This is a genomic window from Microbacterium sp. NPDC077644, from assembly GCF_040702785.1.
GTDB lineage: Bacteria > Actinomycetota > Actinomycetes > Actinomycetales > Microbacteriaceae > Microbacterium.
Genome location: NZ_JBFBME010000003.1, coordinates 35,277 through 61,929 on the forward strand (window position 1 = coordinate 35,277; position 26,653 = coordinate 61,929).

Genomic DNA, 26,653 nt, shown 5'->3' on the forward strand with positions numbered 1-26,653 from the left:
GTTTCTGCGTTGTCGGCTCTCGACGGCCGACGTCGGCAGGGCCGCATAGGCTCGAGTCATGCCTCAGCCGTACGGAACCTGGCCGTCGCCGTTCACCGCGTCGAGCATCGCCGCATCCGCGCCGCGCATCGACGGCGCTCGATTCGTTGGAGATGAGATCTGGTGGGGCGAGTCGGTTCCCGCCGAAGGCGGCCGCGTCACGGTCCGCAGTTCGAGCGGCGAGGAGCTCCTGCCTGCCCCGTGGAGCGCCCGGTCGCGCGTGCACGAGTACGGCGGCGGCGCATGGACGGCGGATGCCGACGGCACGCTGTACTTCGTCGACGGCCGGGACCAGCGGGTGCACCGGATGCCGCGCGGCGGGGAGCCGACTCCCCTCACGCCCGCCGGCGCGGAGGGCCGCGGACCGAACCATGGCGGGTTGCGACTGCAGAACGGCCGCCTGCTGGCGATCCGCGAGGATCTCGCAGCGGATCCGCACCGTCGCGCGATCGTGGAGATCCCGATCGACGGATCGGCGGCGGACGACGGCTCGGCCGTGCATGTTCACATCCAGGGGACGGCGTTCTTCGCGCATCCGGCGCTCTCGCCGGATGGCACCCGCATCGCCTGGGTCGAGTGGTCGGGGCGACGGATGCCATGGCAGGACGCCTGGCTCCGCGTCGCGACGGTCGGCGACGATTCCTTCGCGAGCATCCGCACCCGTGCGGCGCTCCAGCCCGAGTGGCTCGGCGACGCGGACCTGCTGTACGCCGACGACCCGTCAGGGCGCTGGGGGCTGCACCGGTTGCGCCTCGACGGCATCCAGGCATCGGACCCCGAGCCGATCGCGCCGGCCGACGCCGACACCGGGTACGGGTTGTGGGTGCTCGGAAACCGCTGGTATCGGCCACTGGCGGACGGGAGGATCGTCGCGGTCCGGACGAACGGCTCCGACGAGGTCGTCGTGATCGACGGCGACGGCACCACGCGCGCGCTCGATGTTCCTGCCACCGCGCACGTGAGCGTCGACGACGTCGCCGGCTCGCGCGTGCTGCTCTCGGGAGGAGGATCCGCCGTGAACGCCGGCCTGTGGTGCGTGGACGTCGATTCCGGTGAGGTGACTCGCGTTCGCGGCGGGTGCGCGACGGACACCGACTGGATGCCGCCCGCGACGCAGCTCACGATCGACGGCGCTCACGGCCCCGTGCACGCGTTCGACTACGCACCCGCGAACCCGCTGGTGTCCGCGCCCGACGACCAGCTGCCGCCCTACATCGTCTTCGTGCACGGCGGCCCGACAGCGCACGTCGCCGGCGCGGCATCCGCCGCCATCGCGTTCTACACGAGTCGCGGCATCGGCGTGCTCGACGTGAACTACGGCGGATCGACCGGCTACGGCCGCGACTACCGCGAGCGCCTCGACGGGCAGTGGGGTGTGGTCGACGTCGACGACGTGCTCGCGGCGGCGCGCGGGCTCGCCGAATCCGGACGCGCCGATCCCGCCCGCCTCGCGATCCGCGGCGGTTCGGCAGGAGGATGGACGGTGCTCTCGGCCCTCGTCCGCGGCGGCGTGTTCGCGGCGGGCATCAGCCGGTACGGGGTCACCGACCTGCGGATGCTGGCACAGGACTCGCACGACTTCGAACTGCACTACATCGACGGGCTCGTCGGCCCGCTGCCCGAGAGCGAGCAGATCTACATCGATCGCTCACCGCTCACGCACGCCGACCGCATCGATGTGCCGGTCCTGCTGCTGCAGGGCGCGGACGACCTGGTGGTCCCGCCCTCGCAATCGGAGGCCATCCGCGACGCCCTGGCTGCGCGCGGCATCCCGCACGAGTACGTGCTGTACCCCGGCGAGGGCCACGGCTTCCGGCGCGCGGAGACGATCGTCGACGCCCTCGAGCGCGAACTGGCGTTCCTCGGCCGGGCGTTCGGATTCGCCGGCTGAGCTACTCCCCCATGCGGTTGCGCAGACGCATGGCGCGCTCGGCCTCGCGGGTGTCCTGACGCTCCCGCAGGGTCTGACGCTTGTCGTACTCGCGCTTGCCCTTCGCAAGGGCGATCTCCACCTTCGCGCGGCCGTCGAGGAAGTACAGCTTCAACGGCACGAGGGTGTAGCCGCCGGCCGAGACGGCGTGCTCGAGCTTCTGGATCTCCTCGCGGTGCATCAGGAGCTTGCGGATGCGCTTGGCCGAATGATTCGTCCAGTGCCCCTGCGAGTACTCCGGGATGTGCACGGCATCGAGGAAGATCTCATTGCCCTTGATGTACGCGTATCCGTCGGACAGATTCGCGCGCCCCTGGCGCAGCGACTTCACTTCGGTGCCCGTGAGCACGAGCCCTGCCTCGTACGACTTCTCGATGGTGTAGTCGTGACGGGCACGGCGATTGGTCGCGATGACCTTCTCCCCGCGTTCCCTTGGCATGGTTCTCTCCTGTGCATCCTGTCGTACGGCCAGCCTTCAACCCTACAACAGCGACGATGTCAGGTGCGCAGCCAGCGACGGATCGCGAACCCGGCGGACAGAGCGGCGAGCACGACGCCGATCACGATGAGGATCGGGACGACGACGAGGGCGTCCTGCATGCTCACCCAGGTCGTGATGAAGGGCACGCGTCCCTTGAGGTATCCCTCGACGCCGAAGTGCATGCCGGCGATCATGGCAGCGCTCGCCAGCGCCGAACCGAGGAAGGCGGCGAACACGCCTTCGAGCACGAACGGCGTCTGGATGAACCGGTTGGATGCGCCGACCAGGCGCATGATCCCGATCTCCTTGCGTCTGGCGTAGGCCGACAGTCGGATGGTCGTGGCGATGAGCAGCACCGCGGCGATCAGCATGAGCACGGCGATGCCGACGGCGATGTACGTCGCCACCGTCAGGGCGGAGAAGAGCGGATCGAGGTACTGCAGCTGGTCCAGCACCTCCTCGACGCCGTTCACGCCGCTGAACGCCTCGACGATGACCTGCGACTGGCTCGGGTCCTTGAGCGTGATCCAGAAGCTGTCGAACATCTGGTCCTCGGTGAGGACGCTGGCCTGCTCGTCGCCGAGCTGATCGACGAGCTTCGCGTAGGCCTCGGCCTTCGTCTCGAAGCGGACCTCGGAGATCAGCGCGTTCAGCGCCGGGCCCTCCAGCTCGGCGCGCACCTGCTCGATCTGGTCCTGCGTCGCCTCGCCGTCGATGCAGGTCTCCTGCGTGTCCGACACGGAGGAGCACATGTAGACGGCGACCTGGGCGCGCTCGGTCCAGTAGTCGCGCATCGTGCTGATCTGGCCCTGCATGAGGATCGCAGCTCCCACGAACGTCAGCGACACGAACGTGACGAGCACGACGGAGATCACCATCGAGATGTTGCGACGAAGGCCCCCGAGGGCCTCCATCAGGATCAGTCCCACTCTCACGAGGTCGGCCCCACTTCGTCGTCATCGTCCGCGGCTGACAGACCGAGCCGGTCGGCGACGCCGAGCTCGGCGACATCGACCTCGGGCAGCACGATCGGATGCGTCCGGGGTGCCGCAGGCGCGGCCTCCTGGGCCGCGGCGTCGCGCTCCGCCTTCATGGAGGCGATCATCTCGGCGGTGAGGGGCTCGAGGGACTCGGTCTCGCGCTGGACCTCCTGGACGGCGGTGAGGGCGGCGGTGGCAGCGGCTCCGCGCTCCTCCTGCGGCACCAGCTGCGGGATCATCGACCGGTCGCCGTAGCCGCCGTGCGTCTCGTCGCGCACCATCTCGCCGTCGCGCAGCTCGATCACGCGGCGCTGCATCTGGTCGACGAACGCTGCCTCGTGGGTGGCCATGAGGACGGTGGTGCCGCCGGCGTTGATGCGAGCCAGCAGCTGCATGATGTCGACCGAGGTCGCAGGATCCAGGTTGCCCGTCGGCTCGTCGGCCAGGAGCACCTGCGGACGGTTGACCAGGGCGCGCGCGATCGCCACGCGCTGCTGCTCGCCGCCGGAGAGCTCGTGCGGCATCCGCTTCTCCTTGCCCTCCAGCCCCACCAGAGCCAGGGCCTCGGGAACCGCCTGCTGCACGAATCCGCGCGAGGAGCCGGTGACCTGCAGGGTGAAGGCGACGTTCTGGAAGACGGTCTTGGTCGACAGGAGCCTGAAGTCCTGGAAGACCGAGCCGATGTGACGGCGGAAGTACGGGACCTTCCGGTTGGCCAGCGACCGCAGGTCGCGGCCGAGGACGGCGACGCGGCCGGTGGTGGGGACGTCCTCGCGGAGGATCAGGCGGAGACAGGACGACTTGCCCGACCCGGATGCTCCGACGAGGAAGACGAACTCGCCCCGCTCGACTTCGAAGTCGACCCCGGCGAGGGCCGGTCTCTTCGTACCGCGGTAGCGCTTGGTGACGTTCTCGAACCGAATCATGGCCCTACGAGCCTAAGCGCGGGTTCACGTGTGACCGCGAGCGACACCCGGTCACCCGGGTGCGCCGGATCAGTCGTCGTCGTCCGGGCGCTTGCGCCAGCGGATGCCGGCCGAGATGAAGTCATCCAGGTCGCCGTCGAACACCGCGGCCGGATTGCCGGACTCGTGCCCGGTGCGCAGGTCCTTCACGAGCTGCTGGCCGTAGAGGAAGTACGAGCGCATCTGATCGCCCCAGCTCGCCGTGATGTTGCCGGCGAGCTCCTTCTTCTTCGCGGCCTCCTCCTCCTTCTGCAGCAGCAGGAGGCGGGTCTGGAGCACGCGCATGGCGGCGGCACGGTTCTGGATCTGCGACTTCTCGTTCTGCATCGACACGACGATGCCGGTCGGCAGGTGCGTGATGCGCACGGCGGAGTCGGTCGTGTTGACCGACTGGCCGCCGGGGCCCGAGGAGCGGAAGACGTCGACCCGGATGTCGTTCTCGGGGATGTCGACCTCGGTCGCCTCTTCCATCAGCGGGATGACCTCGACCGCGGCGAAGCTGGTCTGGCGTTTGTCGGCCGAGCCGAACGGGCTGATGCGGGCCAGGCGGTGCGTGCCCGCTTCGACCGAGAGAGTGCCGAACGCATACGGGGCCTCGACCTCGAACGTCGTCGACTTGATGCCCGCGCCCTCGGCGTAGGAGGTGTCCATGACCTTCACGGGGTAGCCGTGTTTCTCCGCCCAGCGCAGGTACATGCGCATGAGCATCTCGGCGAAGTCGGTGGCGTCGTCGCCGCCGGCGCCGGAGCGGATGGTGACGATGGCGCTGCGCTCGTCGTACTCGCCGTCCAGCAGCGTCTGCACCTCGAGCTGGTTCATGACGTCGGTGAGGGCGGCGAGCTCGGCACGCGCCTCGGCGGCGGAGTCCTCGTCCTCCATCTCGTTGGCGAGATCGACGAGCACCTCGAGGTCGTCGAGACGCTGCCCGATCTCGCTCACGCGCTTGAGGTCGGCCTGCTTGTGGCTGAGCGCGCTGGTGACCTTCTGGGCCTTCTCGGGGTCGTCCCAGAGGTCCGGAGCGCCGGCCTCCTCGCTCAGCCGCGCGATGTCGGCCTGGAGCCTGGTGATGTCGACGACCTCGCTGATGTCGCCGTATGTGTGCCTGAGCGCCTGGATTTCGGCGGAGAGATCGAGTTCGAGCATGACGCTTCAGCCTACCGTGCCGGAGCCGTGCGGATAGCCTGAGGTGTGCGCAGTCGAACATGGCCGGTGCCGGCGATCCTCGCCGTCCTGCTCATGGGATGCGCGAACGGCGCAGCGGACCCTGTTCCCCCGCCACCGGATGCCGCGTTCGACTACCAGCTCGGCGGCGCGTACGAGCCGGCCGGGGTCGAGATCGTCGTCCGCGACCGCACCGCCTCGCCGCATCCCGATCTGTACTCGATCTGCTACGTGAACGCGTTCCAGACGCAGCCGGGCGACGAGGACGCGTGGCCGGAGGCGGCGCTGCTCACGGATGACTCCGGGGTCCGCGTCGTCGATCCGGACTGGCCCGATGAAGTGCTGCTCGACGTCGCCGACCCCGAAGGCGCCGCCGTCGTCGTCGACCGCATCGGCGGATGGATCCGCGACTGCGCCGCCGACGGCTTCGACGCCGTGGAGTTCGACAATCTCGACTCGTTCACCCGATCGGACGGTGCGCTGAGCCGGGAGGATGCCGTCGCGGTCGCGAAGGAACTCGTCGACATCGCGCACGCCTCCGGTCTCGCGGCGGCGCAGAAGAATGCCGCCGAACATGCCGTCGCCCTCCGCGACGATGCCGGTTTCGACTTCGCGATCGCCGAGGAGTGCGCGGCGTACGGGGAGTGCACGGCGTACACCGACGTCTATGCCACGGTGCTCGACATCGAGTACACCGACAACCTGCCGGAGCCGTTCGAGGTGCTGTGCGCACGGCCAGGAACGCCGCCGACGGCGATCGTGCGCGACCGCGATCTGACGCGCCCCGGCGACAGCGCATATGTGCGCGGAACGTGCTGATCGCGGGCGGGAGTAGCGTGGCGGGGTGAGCAGTGCATCCAGCGTCCTGAGACAGTTCGGGCCGATGGTGTATCTGCCCACCATCCTCTTCTCGATGGGCGAGGGCGCCGTTCTCCCGCTGATCCCGGTGATAGCGGCGAACATGGGAGCAGATGTCGCCGCGGCGGCGCTCGTGGCCTCCGCCCTCGTCGTCGGCCAGTTGTGCGGCAATCTGCCTGCCGGGTGGGCCGTCGCCCGCATCGGCGAGCGCTTCACGATGGTGATCGCCGGTGTCGTCTCGATGATCGCCGTCGCCGGAATGGCGTTCGCGCCGGTCATCGCGGTCTTCGCGGCATCCGTCTTCCTGCTGGGGTTCTGCGCCGCCGCCTTCGGGCTGGCCAGGCACGCGTTCATGACGACCCGCGTTCCGCTGGAGTTCCGTGCACGCGCCCTCTCGCTGCTGGGCGGGAGCTTCCGCCTCGGCGTCTTCGTCGGCCCGTTCGTGACGGCCGGTCTGCTGCAGCTGTTCGGCACGGAGCAGGCCGCGATCTGGTTCTTCATGGCGTGCCTGGTGGTGATGGTCGTGCTCGTGCTGTTCGGGCCGGACCCGGAGAAGACCCACGCTCCCCTGCCGAGCTCCCCTCTCGTCGAGGACTCCGGCGAGGCGGTGAGCGGCTCGATCCCGACGTTCGAGCGGGTCGGGATCTTCCGCACGATGTGGCGCTTCCGCGGTGTGCTGGGGCGACTCGGACTCGCCGCGTCGTCGCTGTCGGCGGTGCGCTCGGCACGCCAGGTCATGCTTCCGCTGTGGGGCGTGTCGCTCGGGCTCGACGCCCAGACGATCGCGCTGGTCGTCGGCGTCTCCGGGGCGATCGACTTCGCCCTGTTCTACGCCAGCGGCCAGGTGATGGACAGGTTCGGCAGGCTCTGGGCGGCGATGCCCGCCATGGTGCTGATGGGCGCCGGGTTCCTCGTGCTGTCGCTCACGCACGACGGCGAGGCCGCGGTGCTGTGGTTCGGGATGCTGGCCGCCGTGCTCGGCGTCGGCAACGGGCTCTCCAGCGGCATCCTGCTCACCCTCGGTGCGGATGTCGCCCCGAAGCAGGACCCTGCTCCGTTCCTCGGATCGTGGCGGACGCTGACGGATGCCGGAGGCGCCGCGGCGCCGTTGATCGTGTCGGGCGTGACCGCGATCGCGTCGCTGTCGGTGGCAGCGGCGCTGATGGGCGCCGTCGGGATCCTCGGCGCGCTCGGGTTCATCCGGTGGATCCCGCGGTTCAGTCCCCGCCAGGGCCCGCCCGCCTGACTCCCCGGCAGATCAACGCAGGGCCGTGCGACTCGTCGCGGTCGCCTCGAGCAGGACGCCGTCCGGGACGAAGGCCGACACCAGCGGCGGATGCCAGGCGGCCGAGACGGTCACGCGGGCCGAGACGCCGTCGGGCGCGGATGCCGACACCAGCTGCGCGCCGGAGGACGTCGCGCCCACGATCGCCGCGGCCTGCTCGTGCACGCCGTCGTCCGTGAGTTCGGCTCGGACACTCTCGCCCTCGACGACGAGCGTGAAACCGTCGGCGCCCGCGAGGGCTGCGGCATCCGCAAGCGAATCCAGTCGTTTCTGCGCGATGTAAAGGTCGGTGGCGCAGGTGCAGACGAAGACCACGGCGAGCGCGAGCACGACGTAGCCCAGGAGCAGCGGGAGGATGCTGCCGTCGTCGTCCTTGAGCGCACGAGCCGTCATCGCTCGCCCCACAGGCGCGAGACCTTCTGCGCCGCCGCGGCCTCGAGCGGGATCTGCGTCGCACGATCGAGGCCGAAGATCTCGGGCACGAACGGCAGCGAGACGCGGGTGCTGACGGTGACGACGACCGTCGCTCCCGAGCGCGGGCAGTCCGCTCCGGCCGGTGTGCAGGTCACCGACACGTCGACGTCGGCGGCGTTCAGGTCGTATTCGTCGATGACGCTGGCGAGCACGGCATCGCCCCGGTCGGCGGCATCCGCCGCGTTCTCGGCCTGACCGATCACACGTGCCGTGTGCCGCGCGGCCGCCTCAGCGCCGAGCATCGCCTGCTGCACGGTGCCGAGCGTGATGATGAGGTACGCGAGCGGGACGAGGAGTATCACCCCGACAGTGATGAACTCGAGTGCCGCCGACCCATCGTCATTCCTCCCCCAGTGACTCCATCGGCGCATCCGCATCCACCTCCAACGCGTACGGGACGCCGATCAGACCGATGATCGGCAGCGTCGTGCGGACGGTGACGACGGCGGTGGGATGCCCGAGCCGGTCGCTCTGCGACACGACGATGTCGCCGGTGAAGGCATCGCCCACGGCGCGGGAGATGGCCAGCCTGGTGCGCTCGGCTCCGTCGTCGAGCGTGGTGTCGGCGAGGGCCGCGTAGTGGGCGCCCTCCACGGCCGCGTCGTGGACGACATTGCGTACGTACACGGCGAACCCGAGCTGGAGGACGGCGAGCGTGAGAGCGGTCAACAGGGCGCCGACGAGCACGAAATCGACGGGACTCGACCCGCGATCCTCGCCCGCATCCACCCACCGCAGCATCTCAGAGCCCGGACACCCGCGAGATCGCCTGCTCGAACAGTCCGGTCAGCGCAGGACCAGCGACCGCCCAGATCAACACGACCAATCCTGCGGTCATCAACGTCACCAGCACCCAGCCGGGCACGTCTCCCCGGTCGTCCTCCGCGAGATCGCGCGCGTCGACGGTGAGCTGCGCCCACCAGGTTCGTACTCGCTTCATCATTCGTCCTTTCATGGGGGTCGGTCGTCCTGACTGTCAGCCGAGGCCGAGCTGCAGGATGAACATGCCGGGGAACACGGCGAAGAGAACGCTGAGCGGCAGGATCAGGAACACGAGCGGCAGCATCATGAGGATCTCGCGGCGACCGGCCTGCTCGATCAGCGTCCGTTTGGCGTCCTCGCGCGCATCCGCGGCCTGCGCGTGCAGGACCGCCGCGAGCGGGGCGCCGTGCTCGAGCGCCGCGACGATCTGGTCGACCGCCCGGGAGAGCCCCGGCTGCCGGAGGCGCGACGCCATCTCGCCGAGTGCGTCGGCAAGCGGAGATCCGGTCCCGACCGCGAGCACGACCTGACGCAGCTCCTGCGTCAGCTCACCGGAGCCGATCGCGGCGACCCGCCGCAGGGCGTCGAGGAATCCCTCGCCGGCGGACAGGCACAGCGCGAGGAACTCCAGCATCGTCGGCAGTTCGTCGCTGAGCCGAGCGAGGCGTGACCTGACGCGCGCAGTCAACAGCATGTCCACGGCGATCGCCGCGCCCAGGGCGAGGATGATCGGCAGGACAGCGGCCGCGGGTGTCATCCGCCCTGTGGTGGCCAGGACGATGACGAGTGCGCTCCCCAGTCCGAATCCGCCGAGCGCCCATCCCAGTTGCCGTGCACGGAACGCCGCCGGCTCAGTGTCAGAGCCCGCCTGCGCCAGCCGGTGCGCGAGCGCCTCGGCGTCGCCGATGCCGTGCAGGAGGCGGGTGCGCAGCCGCTGACCGATCGTCCCCGTCCCACCGACCGGCAGGATGCCGGCGACGGGAAGGACGCCCGCGGGCAGGGCGGCGTCATCCACCGCGTCGCGCACGTAGGGAGCGATGCGCGCGGTCAACGAGGCCGCACGCCAGCGCGGGGCCGCCATGAGGATACAGATGATCCCCGCTCCCAGCAGTCCCCCGAGCAGGATCGCGGTCGCGGCATCCGTCACAATGCTCATGCGAACCACCGCCGAGGCTCAGGAAGGCGCCCGATCCGGATCATGATGCGGAAGGCAACGACCGAGACGACCGCCCCGGCGACGATGACCATGACGCCCTCCGGACTTGCATAGGCCTGCGCGCCTTCCGGGCGCAGCGCGAGGAGCAGCAGAATGACCCAGGGCGCGACCACGCCGAGCACGGCGGCCCCGCGGATCCACGACTGCTTCGCCTCGACCTCGCCGCGCAGCGCGGCATCCGCGCGCACCGAGGACGACAGCGCTCTCAACACTCCGGTGAGCTCGGTGCCGCCGACCTGCCTCGTCATCTTCAGCGCCTCGATGATGCGGTCGGCGATGGGATCGGCGAGCGTCGTCTTGAGCCGTTCGATGCTGCTCTCGAATCGGCCGGTCGCTCGGAGGTCTCGGGCGAACACGACGAACGCCGGCCGGACCGCGGTGGGCGCGGACTCGGCGAGGCTCGCGACGGCGTCGGGGAGCGAGAGTCCGACCCTGATCGCGGCCACGAGCAGATCGCACACGTCCGGCCACATCTGCCTGCGCGCCTTGAGCAGCCGCAGCCGGCGGGCTCGGAGGTACGCGATCGGGGCGGCGCCGGCAGCGATCGCCGCGAGCAGCGCCAGGACGGGGATGCCGGTGAGCAGCCACACGGCCGCGGCGGCGACCAGCGCGAGCGTGATGATGACCGCGAGCACCTTGTGCCGCTCGACGGACGCCAGCCCCGCCTCCTCGATGAGACGGGTCAGGTGGTCGTCGCGGCGTCCGGTCCGCTCGACCCGCTCGCGCGCGGGCCACAGCCAGGGCGACGCGCACAGCAGGACTCCCGCCGCCAGCAGCGCCCCGAGCAGCAGCGTCATGCGCCCGACTCCCGGCGGTAGACGGACCGCGTGATGATCCGCCCCTCGACCACCTCGCCCGTGGGCGCGACGATCTCCTGCACGAATCGGGCGCCTGCGGCGTCGCGAGCGCAGTGCACGACCAGCGAGACCGAAGTCGCCAGCGCGGGCGCGATGAAGGAGCGGTCGATGTTGCGCCCGGCCAGCAGCGGGAGGAGGGTGAGCTTCTCGAGCGCCTCGACCGCCGAGTTCGCATGCACCGTCCCCGCGCCGGGCACACCCGTGTTCAGGGCGAGGACGAGGTCGAGCGCCTCGGCGTCACGCACCTCGCCGACCACGAGCCGGTCGGGCCGCATGCGCAGCGCCTCCTTGACCAGTCGGCGCAGGGTGATCTCGCCCGTTCCCTCCAGGCTCGCCTGACGGCCCTGCAGAGCGACGAGATCCGGGCCGTCGACGGCGAGCTCGAAGGTCTCCTCCACCGTGACGATGCGCTGCGCGTCGGCGCACGAGGCCAGCAGCGCTCCCAGGAGCGTCGTCTTGCCCGCGTGCGTCGCGCCCGAGACGATGACGCTCGATCCGTCGCGCATCGCCCGCCGCAGAAGCTCGGCGACGTCGGCGGGCATCGTGCCCAGGTCGACGAGCGCGTCCAGGGTGCGGTATCCGGGCAGGAACTTCCTGATGTTCACGGCCCACGACCCGCGGACGACATCCGCGATCGCGACGTGCAGTCTCGATCCGTCCGGCAGCGACGCATCGACGAACGGCTGGCTGATGTCGACGCGACGGCCGGTGGACTGCAGCATCCGCTCGACGAGGTCGCGCAGCACGGCATCCGTGAGCCCCAGCGCGATGCGCTCCGAGACCCCGCCCCGAGCGATGTACACGCGGTCTGGTCCGTTCAGCCAGACCTCCTCGATCGTCGGATCGTCCAGCAGCGGCTGCAGCACGCCGAATCCGCTGACCGAGGCCAGCACGTCGCGCACCAGCGCGGATTCGTCGTCGATCATCGCGTCGCCGCGCGACAGCGCGAGGTCGTTGTGGCGGCGGACCTCGGCCTGCGCGATGCGCCTGGCCTCGTCGGGGGCGAGCGCCGGGTCGGTGCGTTCGGCGCGCAGACGACGTCGCACGCGTTCGGCGACGACGAGGGACGGCTGGCTCACCCCGGCATCCTCGCAAGAATCCGCAAGCGGCCTCGAAAGTTATCCACAGCCCGATTCGGGTTTCCCCCAACCGTGTGGACGGAATCCCCTGCTGACCGGTGTCGGCCGCGCACCTAGACTGGAGGCACCGCGCGGGAGTGGTGGAATTGGCAGACACGCAGGATTTAGGTTCCTGTGCCTCACGGCGTGTGGGTTCAAGTCCCACCTTCCGCACCGGCAGCATTCACTGACCGCCGCACGACTCTGCTCGACGGGAACCCATGCATGACATCGCTCTGATCCCCTGGCTCGACCCGGCGTACATCATCGGCGTCGCCGGCCCCTGGGCGCTGCTCGTGGTGTGCTTCATCGTCTTCGCCGAGACCGGGCTGCTGGTGGGCTTCCTGCTCCCCAGTGACACGCTGCTGATCATCGCCGGTCTCCTGACCCACACCAGCAACGTTTTCGGCATGAACATCTGGGTCGTCTCGCTGCTCATCGCTCTCGCGGCGTTCCTCGGCGGCGAAGTCGGATACCTCATCGGCCACAAGGGCGGACCCGCGGTCTTCGAACGCAAGGAATCCGGCCTGTTCAGCCGGAAGAACGTCGAGCGCACGAACGCGTTCTTCGAGCGCTTCGGCGGGCTCACCGTGATCCTCGCCCGGTTCGTGCCGATCGTGCGCACGTTCGCACCGGTGGCGGCGGGCGTCGGCCACATGCCGTGGAAGAAGTACAGCCTCTACAACCTCATCGGCGCCGTCATCTGGGGGTTCGGCCTGACGATGGTCGGCTACCTGATCGCGTACATCCCGTGGGTGCGCGACCTCGTCGTCGAGTACATCGACGTCATCCTGCTCCTCGCCGTCGGCGGAACCGCGATCATCACGCTCTGGCACTACCTCTCCGAGCGCCGCAAGGCTCGCAAGGCGCGCGAGGCCGGCGAGGACGTCGAGACGGATGCCGCCGAGGCCGAGGCTCTCGCGCTCGACTCAGAGGTGTTCGACCGCGCGCCCGATCTCGACGGCGACGGCAAGCACTAGCTCGCGTCCTTCTTCTTGGCCCTCGACTTCTCCACGCTGGCCTTGAGAGCCTCCATGAGGTCGATGACCTCGCCGCCGGATGACGCAGCATCCTCGCCGCCCGCGAACGTCTCGGCGACGTCGAACGTGTCGCCGGCCTCGATCTTGGCGTCGATGAGCGTGCGCAGCTCCTTCTGATACTCGTCCACGAACGACTCCGGCTCGAAGTCCCCCGAGTAGCTGTCGACGAGGTTCGCCGAGAGCTCGAGCTCCTTCTTCGAGATCTGCACGTCCTCGTCGAGCGCTTCGAACGACGCCTCGCGCACCTCGTCCGCCCACAGCAGCGTCTGCAGCACGAGCACGTCCCCGCGTACGCGGAGGGCCGCGAGCCGCGTCTTCTGCCGCAGCGTGAAGCGCACGATCGCCGTGCGATCGGTCTGCTCCAGCGTCTTGCGCAGCAGCACGTACGCCTTGGGCGACTTCGAATCGGGTTCGAGGTAGTAGGCCTTGTCGAGCGTGAGCAGATCGACCTGATCGCTCGGCACGAACTCGACCACGTCGATCTCGCGGCTGCGCTCGGCAGGGAGCGCATCGAGATCCTCCTTGGTGAGCACGACCATCTGCCCGTCGTCCTCGTAGGCGCGGTCGATGTTCTGGTACGGCACGACCTCGCCGCACACCTCGCAGATGCGCTTGTACCGGATCCGCCCGCCGTCCTCGTCATGCACCTGGTGCAGCGAGACGTCGTGATCCTCGGTGGCGGAATACACCTTCACCGGCACGTTCACCAGCCCGAACGTCAGGGCGCCCTTCCAGATCGACCTCATGAGACCAGTAGACACTGCCGAGGGCCCCGGGTGCCAGAGGCTAGTCTTTCGAACATGCCGAGCGCTGCGCAGGTCGTCGAGGTCGACGGCAGGCGTCTGCGCCTGACGAACCTCGACAAGGTGCTGTACCCGGAGACGGGAACGACCAAGGGCGAGATGATCGCCTACTACACGCGCGTCGGCCCGCGGATGCTGCCGCTGCTGGCCGGCCGGCCCGTCACGCGCAAGCGCTGGGTCGAGGGCGTGGGGACGGCGGATGCTCCGGGCGAGGCGTTCTTCGCGAAGCAGATCGAGCGCGGGGCGCCCGAGTGGGTGCAGCGCCTGCCGATCGAGCACTCCGGCGGCGCGAAGGATTACCCGATCGCCGCTGATTTGGCGACCCTCGTATGGATGGCGCAGATCGCGAGCATCGAGCTGCATGTTCCGCAATGGCGGTTCGAGTCAGGCGGCGAGCGCCGGAACCCCGATCGCCTCGTCCTCGACCTCGACCCCGGGCCGGGGGCCGATCTCGCCCAGTGCGCGCACATTGCCCGGCTCGCGCGGGAGATCCTCGCCGACATCGGCCTCGACCCGGTGCCGGTCACGAGCGGCAGCAAGGGCATCCACCTGTACGCGCATCTGGACGGCGGCCAGACGAGCGACCAGGCGTCGGCGATCGCCCACGAGCTGGCCCGTTCGATCGAGGCGGATCACCCCGACCTCGCGACGAGCACGATGGCGAAGGCCGTCCGCGGTGGCAGGGTGTTCATCGACTGGAGTCAGAACAACGGCTCCAAGACCACGATCTCGCCGTACTCGCTGCGCGGCAGGGCGCGGCCGACCGTCGCCGCGCCGCGCACGTGGGCAGAGCTCGACGACCCGGGGCTGCGCCATCTCGACCTCGACGAGGTCGCCGAGCGGGTCGAGGAGGGCATCGATCCGTTCGCCGGCTTCGGGCCGTCATCTGCGGATGCCGCGCTCGCCCGCTATCGCTCCAAGCGCGATGCCGCGCGCACGCCCGAGCCCGTTCCCGAGCGGACAGCGGTCACCGCGGCTGGGCCGCTCCCCCGGTTCGTGATCCAGGAGCATCACGCGCGCGCGAAGCACTTCGATCTGCGCATCGAGCACGACGGCGTGCTCGTGAGCTGGGCTGTGCCCAAGGGCGTCCCGGAGGCCCCCGCACGCAATCGCCTCGCCGTGATGACCGAGCCGCATCCGCTCGAATACCTGACCTTCCACGGCGAGATCCCCCGAGGCGAGTACGGGGCGGGCACCATGACGATCTGGGACTCGGGCACCGTCGAGCTCGAGAAGTGGCGCGACGACGAGGTCATCGGGACGTTCAGCGGCGGAGGCCCACTGGGTCGTGCCCGACTCGCCCTCATCCGCACGGACGGGTCCGGCGAGAAGTCGTCCTGGTTGCTGCATCGCATGAAGGACCAGAAACCGGCTTCCCCGGCGGCTGTCGTCCGTCCGATGCTCGCCGAAGCGGGCACGCCCGGTCTCGCGGCGGCGCTGAAGGACACGTGGAGCGAGATCAAGTGGGACGGCATCCGCGCCATCGGCACCTGGCAGGGCGGCAGGCTGCGCCTGCACGCGCGCAGCGGCACCGACATCACCGAGCGGTATCCCGAGCTCACCGCCGACGGTGCCCCGCACTTCGCGTGCGCGGATGCCGTCGTCGACGGCGAGATCGTGGCGCTGGATGCTTCCGGCCGCCCGAGCTTCGGGCTGCTGCAGCGCCGCATGCACCTCACGAAGGGGCGGGAGATCGAACGCGAGGTCGTCCGCACCCCGATCGCGTACCACCTGTTCGACCTGGTCCGACTGGACGGCCACGATCTCAGCGGCATCCCGCTGCGGGACCGCCGTGCCCTGCTGGAGACGCTCGGCGAGAGCGCAGACCGGCCTGTGCTCGTGCCCCCGGTCTTCGACGATCTGGATGCCGCACTGCGCACCAGCCGGGACCTCGACCTGGAAGGGGTCGTGGTGAAGGCTGCGGGCTCCCGCTACCGCCCGGGCACCCGCTCCGGCGACTGGCTGAAGATCAAGCACACGAGAACGCAGGAGGTCGCGATCGCCGGCATCCGCCCCGGAAAGGGCAACCGCGCCGGAACGTTCGGGTCACTCCTGCTGGGCGTCCCGGATGCCGACGGAAAACTGCGCTACGTCGGGCGCGTCGGCAGCGGGTTCGACGATCGGATGCTGCGCGATCTGCTCGAGCGGCTCACTCCGCTGCGCACGGAGGAGACCGATCTCGAGGGCGTCCCCGACCTCGACGCGAGCGACGCGCTGTGGGTGAGGCCCGAACTCGTCGGCGAGGTGGAGTTCGCCGGGTGGACCGGTGACGGCTCGCTGCGTCACGCGCGCTGGCGGGGCCTGCGGCCCGACAAGGACGTCGCCGACATCCGCGTGGAATGACCCACGTGTTGTTTCAGGCGTGCGTCTCGGTGCACTCGGCCTGTCCGTCCGGCTCGAGCTGGAACGTCGAGTGCGCGACGTCGAAGTGCTCGGCCAGGCATCCCTGGAGCTGCTCGAGGAGTGCTCCTGCCTGTCCCCGTGCGAACACCGCGGGGTCGACGCCGACGTGCGCGGTGAACACGGGCGCGCCACGGGTGAGCTGCCACACGTGGACGTCGTGGACGCTGGTGACTCCGTCGAAGCCGAGCAGGTGGTCTCGGATCTCGCTGACGTGGGTGTCCTTCGGCGCGGATTCGGCGAGGACCGAGAACACCTCGCGCAGCAGCGTGATGGCCCGCGGGATGATCATGACGGCGATGAACAGCGAGGCGAGGGCATCTGCCGGCATCCATCCGGTCGTGACGATGATGACGGCGGCGACGATCACGGCCGCGGATCCGATCATGTCGCCGAGGACCTCGAGGTACGCGCCGCGGACGTTGATGTTCGTCTTCTGCGCGGAGCTGAGGAGCCACATCGCGACCGCGTTGGCGACGAGTCCGATCACGGCGACCGCGAGCATGAGAGGGCCGGCGACCTCGGTCTCTGCGGGCTCGACGAGCCGGCGAACGCCCTCGATGCCGACGCTCGTGGCCAGGACGATGAGGATGATGGCGTTGATGAGCGCGCCCAGCACCTCGGCGCGCTGGTAACCGAACGTGCGCCGGTCGTCGGCAGGCCGCGCGGCCACCGTGCTGGCGATGAGCGCGATCACGAGGGCCGAGGCGTCGGTGAACATGTGCGCCGCGTCGGCGAGCAGCGCGAGGGAACCGGTCAGCAGCGCGCCGACGACCTGGACGACCATCACCGTCGCCGTGAGGCACAGCGAGATCGTCAGGAGTCGCCGGCTGCCGGCCCCTCGGATCCCGTGCGCATGATCGTGCATGCATCCAGGCTACGAGCGGAATCGGCCGTCAGAGGCCATTCCCGCTAGTCGGGAAGGGTAACGATTCTCAGTAGCGCCGCGCCCGCGCGCGTCGCGCCATCCCGAAAGAAGACTTTCGGGTCCATCGCCGCGCTCGCAGGCCCGAAAGTCTGCTTTCAGGTCCGACGTCGCCGCGCGGCGCGGAGTCAGAGCGTCTTCAGCAGCGGCACGAGCGCCTCGAACGCCCGGGCCCGGTGCGACTGGGACTGCTTCTGCTCGCCGGAGAGCTCGGCGGCGGTGCGCTCGGCGCCTGCCTGCTGGCCGGCGGGGATGAAGATCGGGTCGTAGCCGAAGCCGTTCTCCCCCGCCGGGGCGTGCGCCAGGCGACCAGGCCAGATCCCCTCGACGACGTGCTCGACGCCGTCCGGTGCGACCAGCGCAATGGTCGAGGTGAAGTGCGCCGACCGGTGCGGGTCGGCGATGTCGCGGAGCTGATCGAGCAGCAGCTCGAGGTTCGCCGCGGCATCCTTCTTCTGCCCCGCCCAGTAGGCCGAGAAGACGCCGGGCGATCCGCCCAGCACGTCGACGCAGATGCCGGAGTCGTCGGCCATGGCGGGCAGACCCGTGTGTGCGGCTGCGGCGCGCGCTTTGATCAGCGCGTTGTCGGCGAACGTCACGCCGTCCTCGACCGGCTCAGGCCCGTCGTAACCGATCACCTCGAGGTCCGGGCGCGTCAGCGCGACGATCTGCCCGAACTCCGCGACCTTGTGCGGATTGTGGGTGGCGAGGACGACCTGCATGATCACTCGCCCGCGAGTGCTGCGAGCTGGTGCTCCTTGAGCGTCGCGCATCCTGCCACGCCGAGCTCGAGCAGAGCATCGAGTTCGCGCTTGTCGAACGGCGCGCCCTCGGCGGTGCCCTGCACCTCCACGAACAGACCGCGACCGGTGACGACGATGTTCATGTCGGTCTCGGCGCGCACGTCCTCGACGTACGGAAGGTCGAGCATCGGCTCGCCGTCGATGATGCCGACCGAGACCGCGGCGACCGAGTCGATGAGCGGCGTGGCGTTCTTGCCGATGAACTTCTTCTCACGACCCCATTCGATCGCATCGGCGAGCGCGACGTAGGCGCCGGTGATCGCTGCCGTGCGGGTGCCGCCGTCGGCCTGCAGCACGTCGCAGTCGATCACGATGGTGTTCTCGCCGAGGGCCTTGGTGTCTACGACGGCGCGCAGCGCGCGGCCGATCAGGCGCGAGATCTCGTGCGTGCGGCCGCCGATGCGGCCCTTGACGCTCTCACGGTCGTTCCGGCTGTTCGTGGCACGGGGCAGCATCGCGTATTCGGCGGTGACCCAGCCCTTGCCCTTGCCGGTCAGCCACCGCGGGACGCCGTTCGTGAAGGATGCCGTGCACAGCACCTTCGTGCCGCCGAAGCTGATGAGGGCCGAGCCCTCGGCGTTCGCGCTCCAGCCGCGTTCGATCGTGATCTCGCGGAGCTGGTTCGCGGCGCGGCCGTCCGCGCGGACGATGTCAGACATGGGTCTCCTTCGGGTCGGATGCCGAATCGTCGGCGAGTTCTGAGAGGTCGGGAAGCGTGATGACACCGGTCTGCACGTGCTGCACATCGCGGACCTCGGTGCCCATCAGGCGGTTCGCGAGGGCGGTGAACTCCTCGGTGGATTCCCCGGTGGCCTCGTACACGTAGGTCGCCCGCGCATCCGGCGGGGCCAGCAGGTCGCCCCGCATGAGCTGCCGGTACACATCACCGGCCGTCTCGTCATCGCTGGAGACGAGCGATACGCCCTCACCCATGACATAGCTGATCGCGCCGCGCAGGAACGGGTAGTGCGTGCACCCGAGCACGAGGGTGTCGACGTTCGCCTCGCGCAGCGGTGCGAGGTACTCCTCGGCCGTCGCGATCACCTCCGGCGTACCGGTCACGCCCGCCTCGACGAACTCGACGAACCGCGGGCAGGCGGCCGTGAACACCTCGAGCTGCTCGTTCACCTCGAGCATGTCCTGGTACGCGCGCGATCCGATCGTGCCGACCGTGCCGATGACGCCGATGCGCCCGTTGCGCGTCGTCGAGACGGCCCGGCGCACGGCGGGACCGATCACCTCGACGACAGGCACGTCGTAACGCTCGCGAGCGTCGCGCAGCATGGCGGCGGATGCCGTATTGCAGGCGATCACGAGCATCTTCACGCCCTGGTCGACGAGCGTGTCGAGCACCTCGAGGGAGTAACGGCGGACGTCGGCGATGGGCTTGGGCCCGTACGGCGAGTGCAGCGTGTCGCCGATGTAGACGAAGGATTCGCGCGGCAGCTGGGCGCGGATCGCACGGGCCACCGTGAGTCCGCCGACACCGGAGTCGAAGATGCCGATCGGTGCCGCGTTCATGAGTCCCCAGCCTACCCCGCGCTCACTAAGCTGAGCGGATGACCTCGTCGACGGCGCTGCTCACCGACCGCTACGAACTCACCATGCTGGGCGCGGCCCTGCGCGACGGCACCGCCGCGCGACCCAGCGTCTTCGAGCTCTTCGCCCGGCGCCTCTCCGGCGGACGGCGCTTCGGGGTCGTGGCGGGAACGGGGCGGCTCCTCTCGCTGCTGCGCGACTTCCGCTTCGGCGACGACGAGTTGCGGTTCCTGCGCGACAACCGCGTGGTGGATGCCGAGACGCTCACGTACCTGGAGAACTACCGGTTCGCAGGGTCGATCCACGGCTACCGCGAGGGCGAGCTGTACTTCCCCGGCTCCCCCATCCTCACCGTCGAGGGATCGTTCGCGGATGCCGTCGTGCTCGAGACCCTGGCGCTGAGCGTGCTCAACCACGACTCCGCGGTCGCCACCGCCGCATCACGGATGAGCATCGCCGCCGGCGAGCGCCCCCTGGCCGAGATGGGCTCGCGCCGCGCCGCAGAGCACTCCGCGGTCGCTGCCGCACGCGCTGCGTACATCGCCGGGTTCGGCGCGACCAGCAACCTCGAGGCAGGACGCCGATGGGGCATCCCGACCATGGGCACCGCCGCGCACTCGTGGACGCTCCTGCACGACACCGAGGAGGACGCCTTCCGCGCGCAGATCGACAGCCTCGGCACCGGGACGACGCTGCTCGTGGACACTTACGACATCCGCGAGGGCGTGAACACCGCGATCCGCGTCGCCGGGACCGGCCTCGGCGGGGTCCGTCTCGATTCCGGGGACCTGCCGACCGTGGCGGCCGCCGTGCGCACCCAGCTCGACGAGCTCGGCGCGACGGGCACGAAGATCACGGTCACGAGCGACCTCGACGAATACGCGATCGCAGCCCTCGCGGCATCCCCCGTCGACTTCTACGGCGTGGGCACGTCGGTCGTCACCGGATCCGGCTACCCGACGGCCGGCATGGTGTACAAGCTCGTCGCCAGGCAGGATGCCGCCGGTTCCTGGGTCCCGGTGGCGAAGGCATCGGCGGACAAGGGATCCAAGGGCGGCCGCAAGGCGGCGTTCCGCACGCTCTCAAGCGGCGTCGCGACAGCCGAGACGATCGTCGTCTCCGACGGCTTCGAGGCGCTCGGCACGGCGGCGGAGCACCCCGATTCGCGCCCGCTCCAGGTCGTGCTCGTCGACGCCGGCGAGATCGATGAGTCGTACGAGGGCGCGGCGGGTACTGCCTCCGCGCGGGAGCACCACCTGCGCGTGCGGGAGGAGCTGCCGGTGCGCGCGCTCGCGCTCAGCAAGTCCGACCCGGCCATCCGGACGGTCTTCGTCGATCAGGAGTGATCGCTGATCCGGACGGACCCCGAACCCGTCGATCCCTGAGCCCGTCGAAGGGCCTCAGCCGACCATCGACTCGTAGATCTCCTTGCAGGTCGGGCAGATCGGGAACTTCTCCGGGTCACGCCCTGGCGTCCACTTCTTGCCGCACAGCGCGCGTACGGGCTTTCCGGTGATGGCGGACTCGAGGATCTTGTCCTTCTTCACGTAGTGCGAGAAGCGCTCGTGGTCGCCGGGCTCGAGATTCTCTTCTTTGAGAAGTTCTTCCAGTTCGCGATCAAGCGTTGCCACGCCGCCCTGATCGGGGCTGTCCAGCGGAGTACTCATGCGCTGAGTCTAATCGTCGGAAGCCCCGCGCGGGCGGTCTCACGCGGTCTCGACGAACTCCATCAGGCGCTCACCGCCGCGGTCCCACACGCGCCCGCCGATCATCGCACCGGCGGCGAGCACGACGACACCGGTGGCGAGTCCGACCCAGAACGTCGCCGGGTTGTACGCGTCGTCCTCGAGGATCGTCATGACGAACAGCCAGATCGTCGGTGCGCTGAGCACGAGGGTCGCGATGAAACCGATCGCGGGGGCGTATCCGGCACGAGATGCCGAACGCTGAGGCTGTTGGAACGGGCTGTCGCCCGGCCTCGAGACGGCGTACGGCGAGGTGACCGACAGGATGCTCGAGACGCCGAGTCCGCCGAGGAACAGGCTGGCCGCAAGGCCGATCATCGGCATGAGCAGGTACCAGCTCTCCACGAGGGCGAGGCTGACGGGGATCGCGATGGCGAGCACGGGGAGCGCGACGAGTGCGATCGGCACCAGACGCCCGAAGCGGTCTGCCGCGCCGCGGACACCGCTGGCGACGTGGATCCACAGGGCCGTGGAGTCGTACGCGGCGTCGTTGTGCGGGAGCCAGCCGAAGAACAGCGCCATCACCGGCACCGGCACGAGAGCGGCGATGTACAGCGGGACACCGGCGACCAGCAGCGGGAACACCGTCAGCACTCCGGCGATCGGCACGATCACGACGTTGACGATGTACCGGCGGTCGCGCGACCAGTAGACGAGGCTGCGTGCGGCGATCGCCCCGAAGGCGTTCGACGGCAGCAGCCCGAACCATCCGAGACCCGACCGCTCGCGCGTCGTCGCCGGGCGATCCGTGTGCGTCAGCAGGCGTGCGACGAGCCATGCCCAGAACGCGCCCAATGCGATCACGGTCACGAGGGCGACGAGTCCGCTGAGCCACGCTCCGGATGCATCGCCTGCGGCGACGGCGAGGGCGAAGCCCGGCACCGCCCCGAAGGGGGTCGAGGCGATCACGGACGCGAGGGATGCCACGGCATCCGGCACGAGGCCGTCCCATTCCAGCGATGCGAAGAAGACGGCCGCGGGGAACGCGACGACGATCACGGCGAGCACGAACAGTGCTGTGAGTTCGCGCGAGCGCCGTTCCGGGAGCAGCAGCGAGCTGACGGCCATGCCGATGCGTGCGGCGATCGCGAGAGAGAGCACTCCGAACACTGCGGCGAGGATCGCGAAGATGGGCGGCGTCCCCAGGGCGACGAGGGTGATGACGAAGCACACGGCCACGGCCGCAAGGGCGATCGACGGCACGCTGACGAGGGCGCCGAGCGCGAGGATCCACGGCATCGCGCGCACATCGACGCCGAACACCCGGAAGCGTCGCGGATCGAGCTGATCCGCGGTGCCGGTGAGGATCGGTCCGACGAGGAAGCCCAGCACCGCCGCGGCTCCCCCCAGGACGATCACAGTCCTCGCCACCGGCAGCGGCGCGTCGGCGAGGCTCAGCAGCGCGACGCAGACGATGACGGTGACCGCGGCCAGGACGACGAACCCGGCGATGGTGCGCACGACCCGGTCGCCCCGGAGGGCACCGAGCATGAGGGCGAACCTCAGTCGGAGAACGTGTGCAGCCACTCGAGCCCCTCCACCTCGCTCGCGCCTCCTGAGAGCTCGACGAAGCGGGACTCGAGCGTCTGCCCCGCCCGCACCTCATCTACGGTGCCCTCGGCGAGGACCTCTCCGCCGACGATGATCGCGACGCGGGAGCACACCCGTTCGACGAGGTCCATGCCGTGACTGGAGAGGATGACCGTGCCGCCGTGGTCGACGTAGGCGCGGAGGATGTCGAGGATCACGGCGGATGAGACCGGATCGACGGACTCGAACGGCTCATCGAGCACGAGCACGCGCGGCGAATGGATCATGGCTCCCGCGAGCATGATCTTCTTCGTCATGCCGGCCGAGTAGTCCGAGACGACGCGTCCGACGGAACCTGCGAGGTCGAACGCGCGCATCAGGTCGGCGGAGCGCTGCTCGATGACGTCGGCCGAGAGCCCTCGCAGCAGCCCGTAGTAGTGCAGCAACTGGCGGCCGGTGAGGCGGTCGAACGTGCGCAGCCGGTCGGGCAGCACGCCCATCACGCGCTTCGCGCCGAGCGGATTCTTCGCCTGGTCGATGCCGCAGATCTCGACCTCGCCCGCATCGGCGCGCAGGAGGCCGGCGAGGATCGACAAGGTCGTGGTCTTGCCCGCGCCGTTGGGGCCGACGATTCCGTAGAACGATCCGGCAGGCACGGTCAGGTCGATCGCGTTGACGGCGCGCTGATCGCCGAAGTCCTTGACCAGGCCGCGGACGACGATCGCGTCGGATGCCGCAGGCGCGTGCACGTCGACGACCACTGCTTCCGCGGCGGCCGCCGCATCGACCTCGGGTTCGGGTTCGGGTTCGGGTTCGGGCTCGGGCTCAGGCTCAGGCTCAGGCTCAGGCTCAGGCTCAGGCTCAGGCTCAGGCTCAGGCTTCGGAGTCGCCGCCGGGGCGGGTGACCGGAAGATCGGTTCCTCGGGCACTGCGTCGGGTTCCTGAGCGACGAGCGCTGCGGCCTCGGCGTCAGCGAGAGCCTGCGCGTCCTGCTTCTCCCGCTCGGCTTCCGCTTCCTGCTTCTCGCGCTCGGCCTTCGCTTCCTCCTTGGCAGCCTGTGCCGCGGCGGCCTTCGCCGCCCGGGTGGCGGCGGCCTTGGCTGCGGCTCGCTTCGCGGCAGCTGTCTTGGCTTCCTTGGCCTTGGTCTCAGCATCCGCGGATTCGGCCTTCGCCGCCGCATTGCGGGCCGAGGCGGACTTCACTGCCGCTGCCTTGGCCGCGGTCGTGCGCGGTACGGAGGCGCGTCCTGCGGGCTTCTTGGTCGGGCGCGCAGCGACGATCCTGACCGCCGAGGTCCGCGTCGTGGCCGCCTTCTCCTCGGCCGGTGCGGCGGAGGCGACATCCGGCTGTTCGTCGTGGTCATCCACTGGAGCAGTCACCGCTCTAACGTATCAACGGCCGTGGACTTTCTCGGGGTCTCGCGAAACAATCGGCACAGGAGACGCTCCGGATCGCGCACCTGTGGATTCGGTGTGTACCTGATCACGAAACGGCAACGGGCACGCCTCACCCCGGGGCTTTCCAGCGGGCATCGCTAGCATGATCCACGGCACGAAGAAGTGTCTGGCCGGTGAACCGGCCGTGAACACAGATTCTTTTTAGGAGTATTCGTGACTCTTCAGACCGTCATTCTTGCCGCGGGCATGGGCTCGCGCCTCGGGCGCGCACTGCCGAAGCCGCTGACCCAGCTCAGCGACGGCCGCACCATCATGCAGCAGCAGCACGAGAACATCCGCGCCGTCTTCGGCGGCGAAGCTCGCATCACCACCGTCGTCGGGTACCGTGCCGAGACCGTCATCGAGGCGTTCCCGAACGCGAACTACGTGCACAACGAGCGCTACGACCAGACGAACACGTCCAAGAGCCTGCTGCGCGCACTGGGCGCGACGGGCAAGTCGGGCGTGCTGTGGATGAACGGCGACGTCGTCTTCGACCCCCGCATCCTCGGACGCGCGATCGAGTACATCGAGCGCGACCAGTCGTTCGTCGCCGTGAACACCTCCAAGGTCAGCGACGAAGAGGTCAAGTACACCGTCACCGCCGAGGGGTTCATCAAGGAGCTCTCCAAGTCCGTCAAGGGCGGCCTGGGCGAGGCCATCGGCATCAACTACATCTCGTCGACGTACAAGAAGGCCTTCATGCGCCAGCTCGCGCGCGTCGACGACCAGGAGTACTTCGAGGGCGGCCTGGAGCTCGCAATCGCCGAGGACGGCCTGCTGCTCGAGCCGATGGACGTCTCGGACTTCTACGCCGTCGAGGTCGACTTCGCCGAAGACCTCGAGCGCGCGAACCTCTTCGTCTGAGCCTCGTTTCGAAAGCCCGGTCCCGCGTGGGTCCGGGCTTTCGGCATTCTCGCGGACGACGTGCATAGGATCTGCCCATGGCCAAGAAGGTGCACAAGATCCACTCCCTCCCGGATGATTCCGCCTGGGACAAGGGCGTGCCGCCGGTGGGATCCGACGAGCATCCGCTGACCGTGCGAGGGCTCGACAAGGTGCTGTCGATCCAGCGGCCGCTCGTGCTGGCGCACATCCGGAGCATCCGTCTGCGCAATCCGGATGCCACGCCGGACCGCATCGTCCGCATCCTCGAGCGCCGCTACCTGGCGGCCGTCACGACGGGTGGCGCAGCGGTGGGCGCGACCGCCGTCGTGCCGGGGATCGGCACTGGTGTGACGCTGGCGCTGTCCGGAGTCGAGACGCTCGGGTTCCTGGAGTCGACGGCCTTGTTCGCCCAGTCCCTCGCCGAAGTGCACGGCATCGCGATCGAGAATCCTGACCGTGCTCGCGCCCTGGTCATGACGCTGATGCTCGGCAAGGAGGGCGTGGATCTCGTCGGCCAGTTGGCCCGGCAGGCCACGGGGAAGGGAACGAACCGCTCGTCCTACTGGGGGGAGCTCGTGACGAAATCACTGCCTCGCGCTGCGATCGGTCCCGTCGTCGACCAGCTCAAGACCCGGTTCGTGAAGCACTTCGCCGCTGCAGGCGGAGCATCCTTCGTCGGCAAGGCGATGCCGTTCGGGATCGGCGCCGCAGTCGGCGGCGCCGGCAACCATCTGCTGGGCCGACGCGTGCTGACCACGTCCCGCAAGGCGTTCGGCCTCGCACCCGCCGTGCTCCCTGCGGAGCTCGAGCCCGGTGCCGGCGCCGAGAAGCTGGAGCTGCGGATGCTGCGCGGAGTCCGCTACGCCGGCTCGGCCATCACCGGTGTCGCCGGAGTGGTGTCGCGCAGTGCGGGGACGGTCGCGCGGACCGTGGGCCGTGCGGGCAGGAAGAACGGCGCCGGCTCGAGGGATGCGATCGCATCGGAGGGCGCCCTCGGCGGACACGAGATCGACTCGCTCTCCACAGACTCGGCTTCATAGGGCTTCTCCCCCGGTCGCTACGGGGGATGCCGGGACGGCGTTCCGGCGTCGGCGGTCGTGCCTAGCGTGGCGGCATGTTGCGAGCCATCCAGCCGTCTGATGCCCCTCCTCCGCCCGCCTATCGCGTTCCGTGGCTGATCGATCGCGCCGACCCCGAGCATCCCGTCGTCACGAACGGCAGCGCTGAGAGCGCGGACTTCGTCCGGGTCTTCCGCGACGACCAGCGCGCTGACGGCACGCAGTTGTGGGGCCAGGTGCTGCCGTCGGAGGACATCGAGCTGTGCCTGTGCGCAGCGGACCCCGACGAGGTGGTCGTCACGCTCGCCTGGTTCCGGCCGGTCGACGGCCTGGAGTACGTGTGGCGGTTCGTCGTGTGAG

28 protein-coding genes and 1 tRNA gene are annotated in these 26,653 nt (G+C 69.5%); 10 read left to right on the top strand and 19 right to left on the bottom strand.

The window, feature by feature from the left end:
• The first annotated feature begins 58 nt into the window (after positions 1-58).
• Positions 59-1,930 carry a prolyl oligopeptidase family serine peptidase gene (locus AB0269_RS12170; RefSeq protein WP_366211544.1) on the top strand — a complete coding sequence of 624 codons (1,872 nt, stop codon included), beginning with the start codon at positions 59-61 and terminating at the stop codon, positions 1,928-1,930.
• A 1-nt stretch (position 1,931) separates the two neighbouring features.
• Here the strand turns inward: AB0269_RS12170 and smpB are convergent, their stop codons facing one another.
• From smpB to prfB, 4 genes are all read right to left on the bottom strand, one after another.
• The gene (gene smpB, locus AB0269_RS12175; RefSeq protein ID WP_175987416.1) at positions 1,932-2,408 is read right to left on the bottom strand and encodes an SsrA-binding protein SmpB; all 477 of its coding nucleotides are present in this window, start codon (positions 2,406-2,408) and stop codon (positions 1,932-1,934) included.
• Between the two features lie 59 nt (positions 2,409-2,467).
• Positions 2,468-3,385: a permease-like cell division protein FtsX gene (gene ftsX / locus AB0269_RS12180; RefSeq protein WP_366211545.1), complete on the bottom strand. Its 918-nt coding sequence runs from the start codon at positions 3,383-3,385 to the stop codon at positions 2,468-2,470.
• Positions 3,382-4,356 carry a cell division ATP-binding protein FtsE gene (ftsE, locus tag AB0269_RS12185; protein ID WP_366211546.1) on the bottom strand — a complete coding sequence of 325 codons (975 nt, stop codon included), beginning with the start codon at positions 4,354-4,356 and terminating at the stop codon, positions 3,382-3,384. Before ftsE ends, ftsX begins: the two co-directional genes overlap by 4 nt.
• Before the next feature lie 69 nt (positions 4,357-4,425).
• Positions 4,426-5,538 (bottom strand): peptide chain release factor 2, encoded by a 1,113-nt coding sequence (prfB, locus tag AB0269_RS12190; RefSeq protein ID WP_175987411.1) that lies wholly within the window; start codon positions 5,536-5,538, stop codon positions 4,426-4,428.
• A gap of 45 nt (positions 5,539-5,583) precedes the next feature.
• Between prfB and AB0269_RS12195 the strand changes: the two genes are divergently transcribed.
• Together AB0269_RS12195 and AB0269_RS12200 are read left to right on the top strand one after the other, a co-directional pair.
• Complete coding sequence (locus AB0269_RS12195; RefSeq protein WP_366211547.1) at positions 5,584-6,375, top strand: endo alpha-1,4 polygalactosaminidase; 792 nt, start codon at positions 5,584-5,586, stop codon at positions 6,373-6,375.
• Positions 6,376-6,439: 64 nt separating this feature from the next.
• Positions 6,440-7,660 carry an MFS transporter gene (locus tag AB0269_RS12200; RefSeq protein WP_366211854.1) on the top strand — a complete coding sequence of 407 codons (1,221 nt, stop codon included), beginning with the start codon at positions 6,440-6,442 and terminating at the stop codon, positions 7,658-7,660.
• A 12-nt stretch (positions 7,661-7,672) separates the two neighbouring features.
• On the opposite strand, the gene AB0269_RS12205 is transcribed toward AB0269_RS12200, so the two are convergent.
• Genes AB0269_RS12205 through AB0269_RS12235 form a run of 7 tightly spaced genes read right to left on the bottom strand, consistent with a single transcriptional unit; the run spans position 7,673 to position 12,087 of the window.
• Positions 7,673-8,092, bottom strand: coding sequence for a pilus assembly protein TadG-related protein (locus AB0269_RS12205; RefSeq protein WP_366211548.1), 420 nt, complete (start codon positions 8,090-8,092; stop codon positions 7,673-7,675).
• Positions 8,089-8,475 (bottom strand): TadE family protein, encoded by a 387-nt coding sequence (locus tag AB0269_RS12210; RefSeq protein ID WP_366211549.1) that lies wholly within the window; start codon positions 8,473-8,475, stop codon positions 8,089-8,091. Before AB0269_RS12210 ends, AB0269_RS12205 begins: the two co-directional genes overlap by 4 nt.
• A 37-nt stretch (positions 8,476-8,512) precedes the next feature.
• A complete protein-coding gene (locus AB0269_RS12215) occupies positions 8,513-8,902 on the bottom strand; it encodes a TadE/TadG family type IV pilus assembly protein (RefSeq protein ID WP_366211550.1) in 390 nt (129 codons plus the stop codon).
• 13 nt (positions 8,903-8,915) lie between these two features.
• A complete protein-coding gene (locus AB0269_RS12220; RefSeq protein WP_227531313.1) occupies positions 8,916-9,113 on the bottom strand; it encodes a hypothetical protein in 198 nt (65 codons plus the stop codon).
• Between the two features lie 36 nt (positions 9,114-9,149).
• Positions 9,150-10,091 (bottom strand): type II secretion system F family protein, encoded by a 942-nt coding sequence (locus tag AB0269_RS12225; RefSeq protein ID WP_366211551.1) that lies wholly within the window; start codon positions 10,089-10,091, stop codon positions 9,150-9,152.
• Positions 10,088-10,948: a type II secretion system F family protein gene (locus tag AB0269_RS12230; protein WP_366211552.1), complete on the bottom strand. Its 861-nt coding sequence runs from the start codon at positions 10,946-10,948 to the stop codon at positions 10,088-10,090. Before AB0269_RS12230 ends, AB0269_RS12225 begins: the two co-directional genes overlap by 4 nt.
• The gene (locus AB0269_RS12235) at positions 10,945-12,087 is read right to left on the bottom strand and encodes an ATPase, T2SS/T4P/T4SS family (protein WP_366211553.1); all 1,143 of its coding nucleotides are present in this window, start codon (positions 12,085-12,087) and stop codon (positions 10,945-10,947) included. The genes AB0269_RS12230 and AB0269_RS12235 overlap by 4 nt, the downstream gene beginning before the upstream one ends.
• A gap of 131 nt (positions 12,088-12,218) precedes the next feature.
• On the opposite strand from AB0269_RS12235, the gene AB0269_RS12240 reads away from it, so the two are divergent.
• A tRNA-Leu gene (locus AB0269_RS12240) sits at positions 12,219-12,300 on the top strand.
• A 47-nt stretch (positions 12,301-12,347) separates the two neighbouring features.
• Positions 12,348-13,106 (top strand): VTT domain-containing protein, encoded by a 759-nt coding sequence (locus AB0269_RS12245; RefSeq protein ID WP_366211554.1) that lies wholly within the window; start codon positions 12,348-12,350, stop codon positions 13,104-13,106.
• Here AB0269_RS12245 and AB0269_RS12250 read toward each other — a convergent pair.
• The gene (locus AB0269_RS12250) at positions 13,103-13,912 is read right to left on the bottom strand and encodes a Ku protein (RefSeq protein WP_366211555.1); all 810 of its coding nucleotides are present in this window, start codon (positions 13,910-13,912) and stop codon (positions 13,103-13,105) included. The two genes, AB0269_RS12245 and AB0269_RS12250, sit on opposite strands and share 4 nt — an antisense overlap.
• A 54-nt stretch (positions 13,913-13,966) precedes the next feature.
• Here AB0269_RS12250 and AB0269_RS12255 point away from each other — a divergent pair, with 54 nt between their 5' ends.
• Positions 13,967-16,312, top strand: coding sequence for an ATP-dependent DNA ligase (locus AB0269_RS12255; protein ID WP_366211556.1), 2,346 nt, complete (start codon positions 13,967-13,969; stop codon positions 16,310-16,312).
• 13 nt (positions 16,313-16,325) lie between these two features.
• Here the strand turns inward: AB0269_RS12255 and AB0269_RS12260 are convergent, their stop codons facing one another.
• From AB0269_RS12260 to murI, 4 genes are all read right to left on the bottom strand, one after another.
• Complete coding sequence (locus AB0269_RS12260) at positions 16,326-17,237, bottom strand: cation diffusion facilitator family transporter (protein ID WP_366211557.1); 912 nt, start codon at positions 17,235-17,237, stop codon at positions 16,326-16,328.
• A gap of 185 nt (positions 17,238-17,422) precedes the next feature.
• Entirely contained in the window at positions 17,423-18,016 is a 594-nt protein-coding gene (rdgB, locus tag AB0269_RS12265; protein ID WP_366211558.1) for an RdgB/HAM1 family non-canonical purine NTP pyrophosphatase, read from the bottom strand.
• 2 nt (positions 18,017-18,018) lie between these two features.
• Entirely contained in the window at positions 18,019-18,756 is a 738-nt protein-coding gene (rph, locus tag AB0269_RS12270) for a ribonuclease PH (RefSeq protein ID WP_366211559.1), read from the bottom strand.
• Positions 18,749-19,618 (bottom strand): glutamate racemase, encoded by an 870-nt coding sequence (gene murI, locus AB0269_RS12275; RefSeq protein ID WP_366211560.1) that lies wholly within the window; start codon positions 19,616-19,618, stop codon positions 18,749-18,751. The genes rph and murI overlap by 8 nt, the downstream gene beginning before the upstream one ends.
• Positions 19,619-19,656: 38 nt before the next feature.
• Here murI and AB0269_RS12280 point away from each other — a divergent pair, with 38 nt between their 5' ends.
• Complete coding sequence (locus tag AB0269_RS12280; protein WP_366211561.1) at positions 19,657-20,982, top strand: nicotinate phosphoribosyltransferase; 1,326 nt, start codon at positions 19,657-19,659, stop codon at positions 20,980-20,982.
• 54 nt (positions 20,983-21,036) lie between these two features.
• Here the strand turns inward: AB0269_RS12280 and AB0269_RS12285 are convergent, their stop codons facing one another.
• The 3 genes from AB0269_RS12285 to AB0269_RS12295 are packed head-to-tail and all read right to left on the bottom strand — an operon-like array spanning position 21,037 to position 24,290.
• Positions 21,037-21,303: a DUF3039 domain-containing protein gene (locus AB0269_RS12285; RefSeq protein ID WP_175985570.1), complete on the bottom strand. Its 267-nt coding sequence runs from the start codon at positions 21,301-21,303 to the stop codon at positions 21,037-21,039.
• A gap of 39 nt (positions 21,304-21,342) precedes the next feature.
• Entirely contained in the window at positions 21,343-22,872 is a 1,530-nt protein-coding gene (locus AB0269_RS12290; protein WP_366211562.1) for a hypothetical protein, read from the bottom strand.
• A gap of 11 nt (positions 22,873-22,883) precedes the next feature.
• Positions 22,884-24,290 (bottom strand): ABC transporter ATP-binding protein, encoded by a 1,407-nt coding sequence (locus AB0269_RS12295; protein WP_366211563.1) that lies wholly within the window; start codon positions 24,288-24,290, stop codon positions 22,884-22,886.
• Between the two features lie 231 nt (positions 24,291-24,521).
• Between AB0269_RS12295 and AB0269_RS12300 the strand changes: the two genes are divergently transcribed.
• From AB0269_RS12300 to AB0269_RS12310, 3 genes are all read left to right on the top strand, one after another.
• Complete coding sequence (locus tag AB0269_RS12300; RefSeq protein WP_366211564.1) at positions 24,522-25,214, top strand: NTP transferase domain-containing protein; 693 nt, start codon at positions 24,522-24,524, stop codon at positions 25,212-25,214.
• A gap of 77 nt (positions 25,215-25,291) precedes the next feature.
• On the top strand, positions 25,292-26,275 hold the full coding sequence (locus AB0269_RS12305; protein ID WP_366211565.1) for a hypothetical protein: 984 nt from the start codon (positions 25,292-25,294) through the stop codon (positions 26,273-26,275).
• A gap of 74 nt (positions 26,276-26,349) precedes the next feature.
• Positions 26,350-26,652 carry a hypothetical protein gene (locus AB0269_RS12310; protein ID WP_366211566.1) on the top strand — a complete coding sequence of 101 codons (303 nt, stop codon included), beginning with the start codon at positions 26,350-26,352 and terminating at the stop codon, positions 26,650-26,652.
• The last annotated feature ends 1 nt before the right edge of the window (position 26,653 follow it).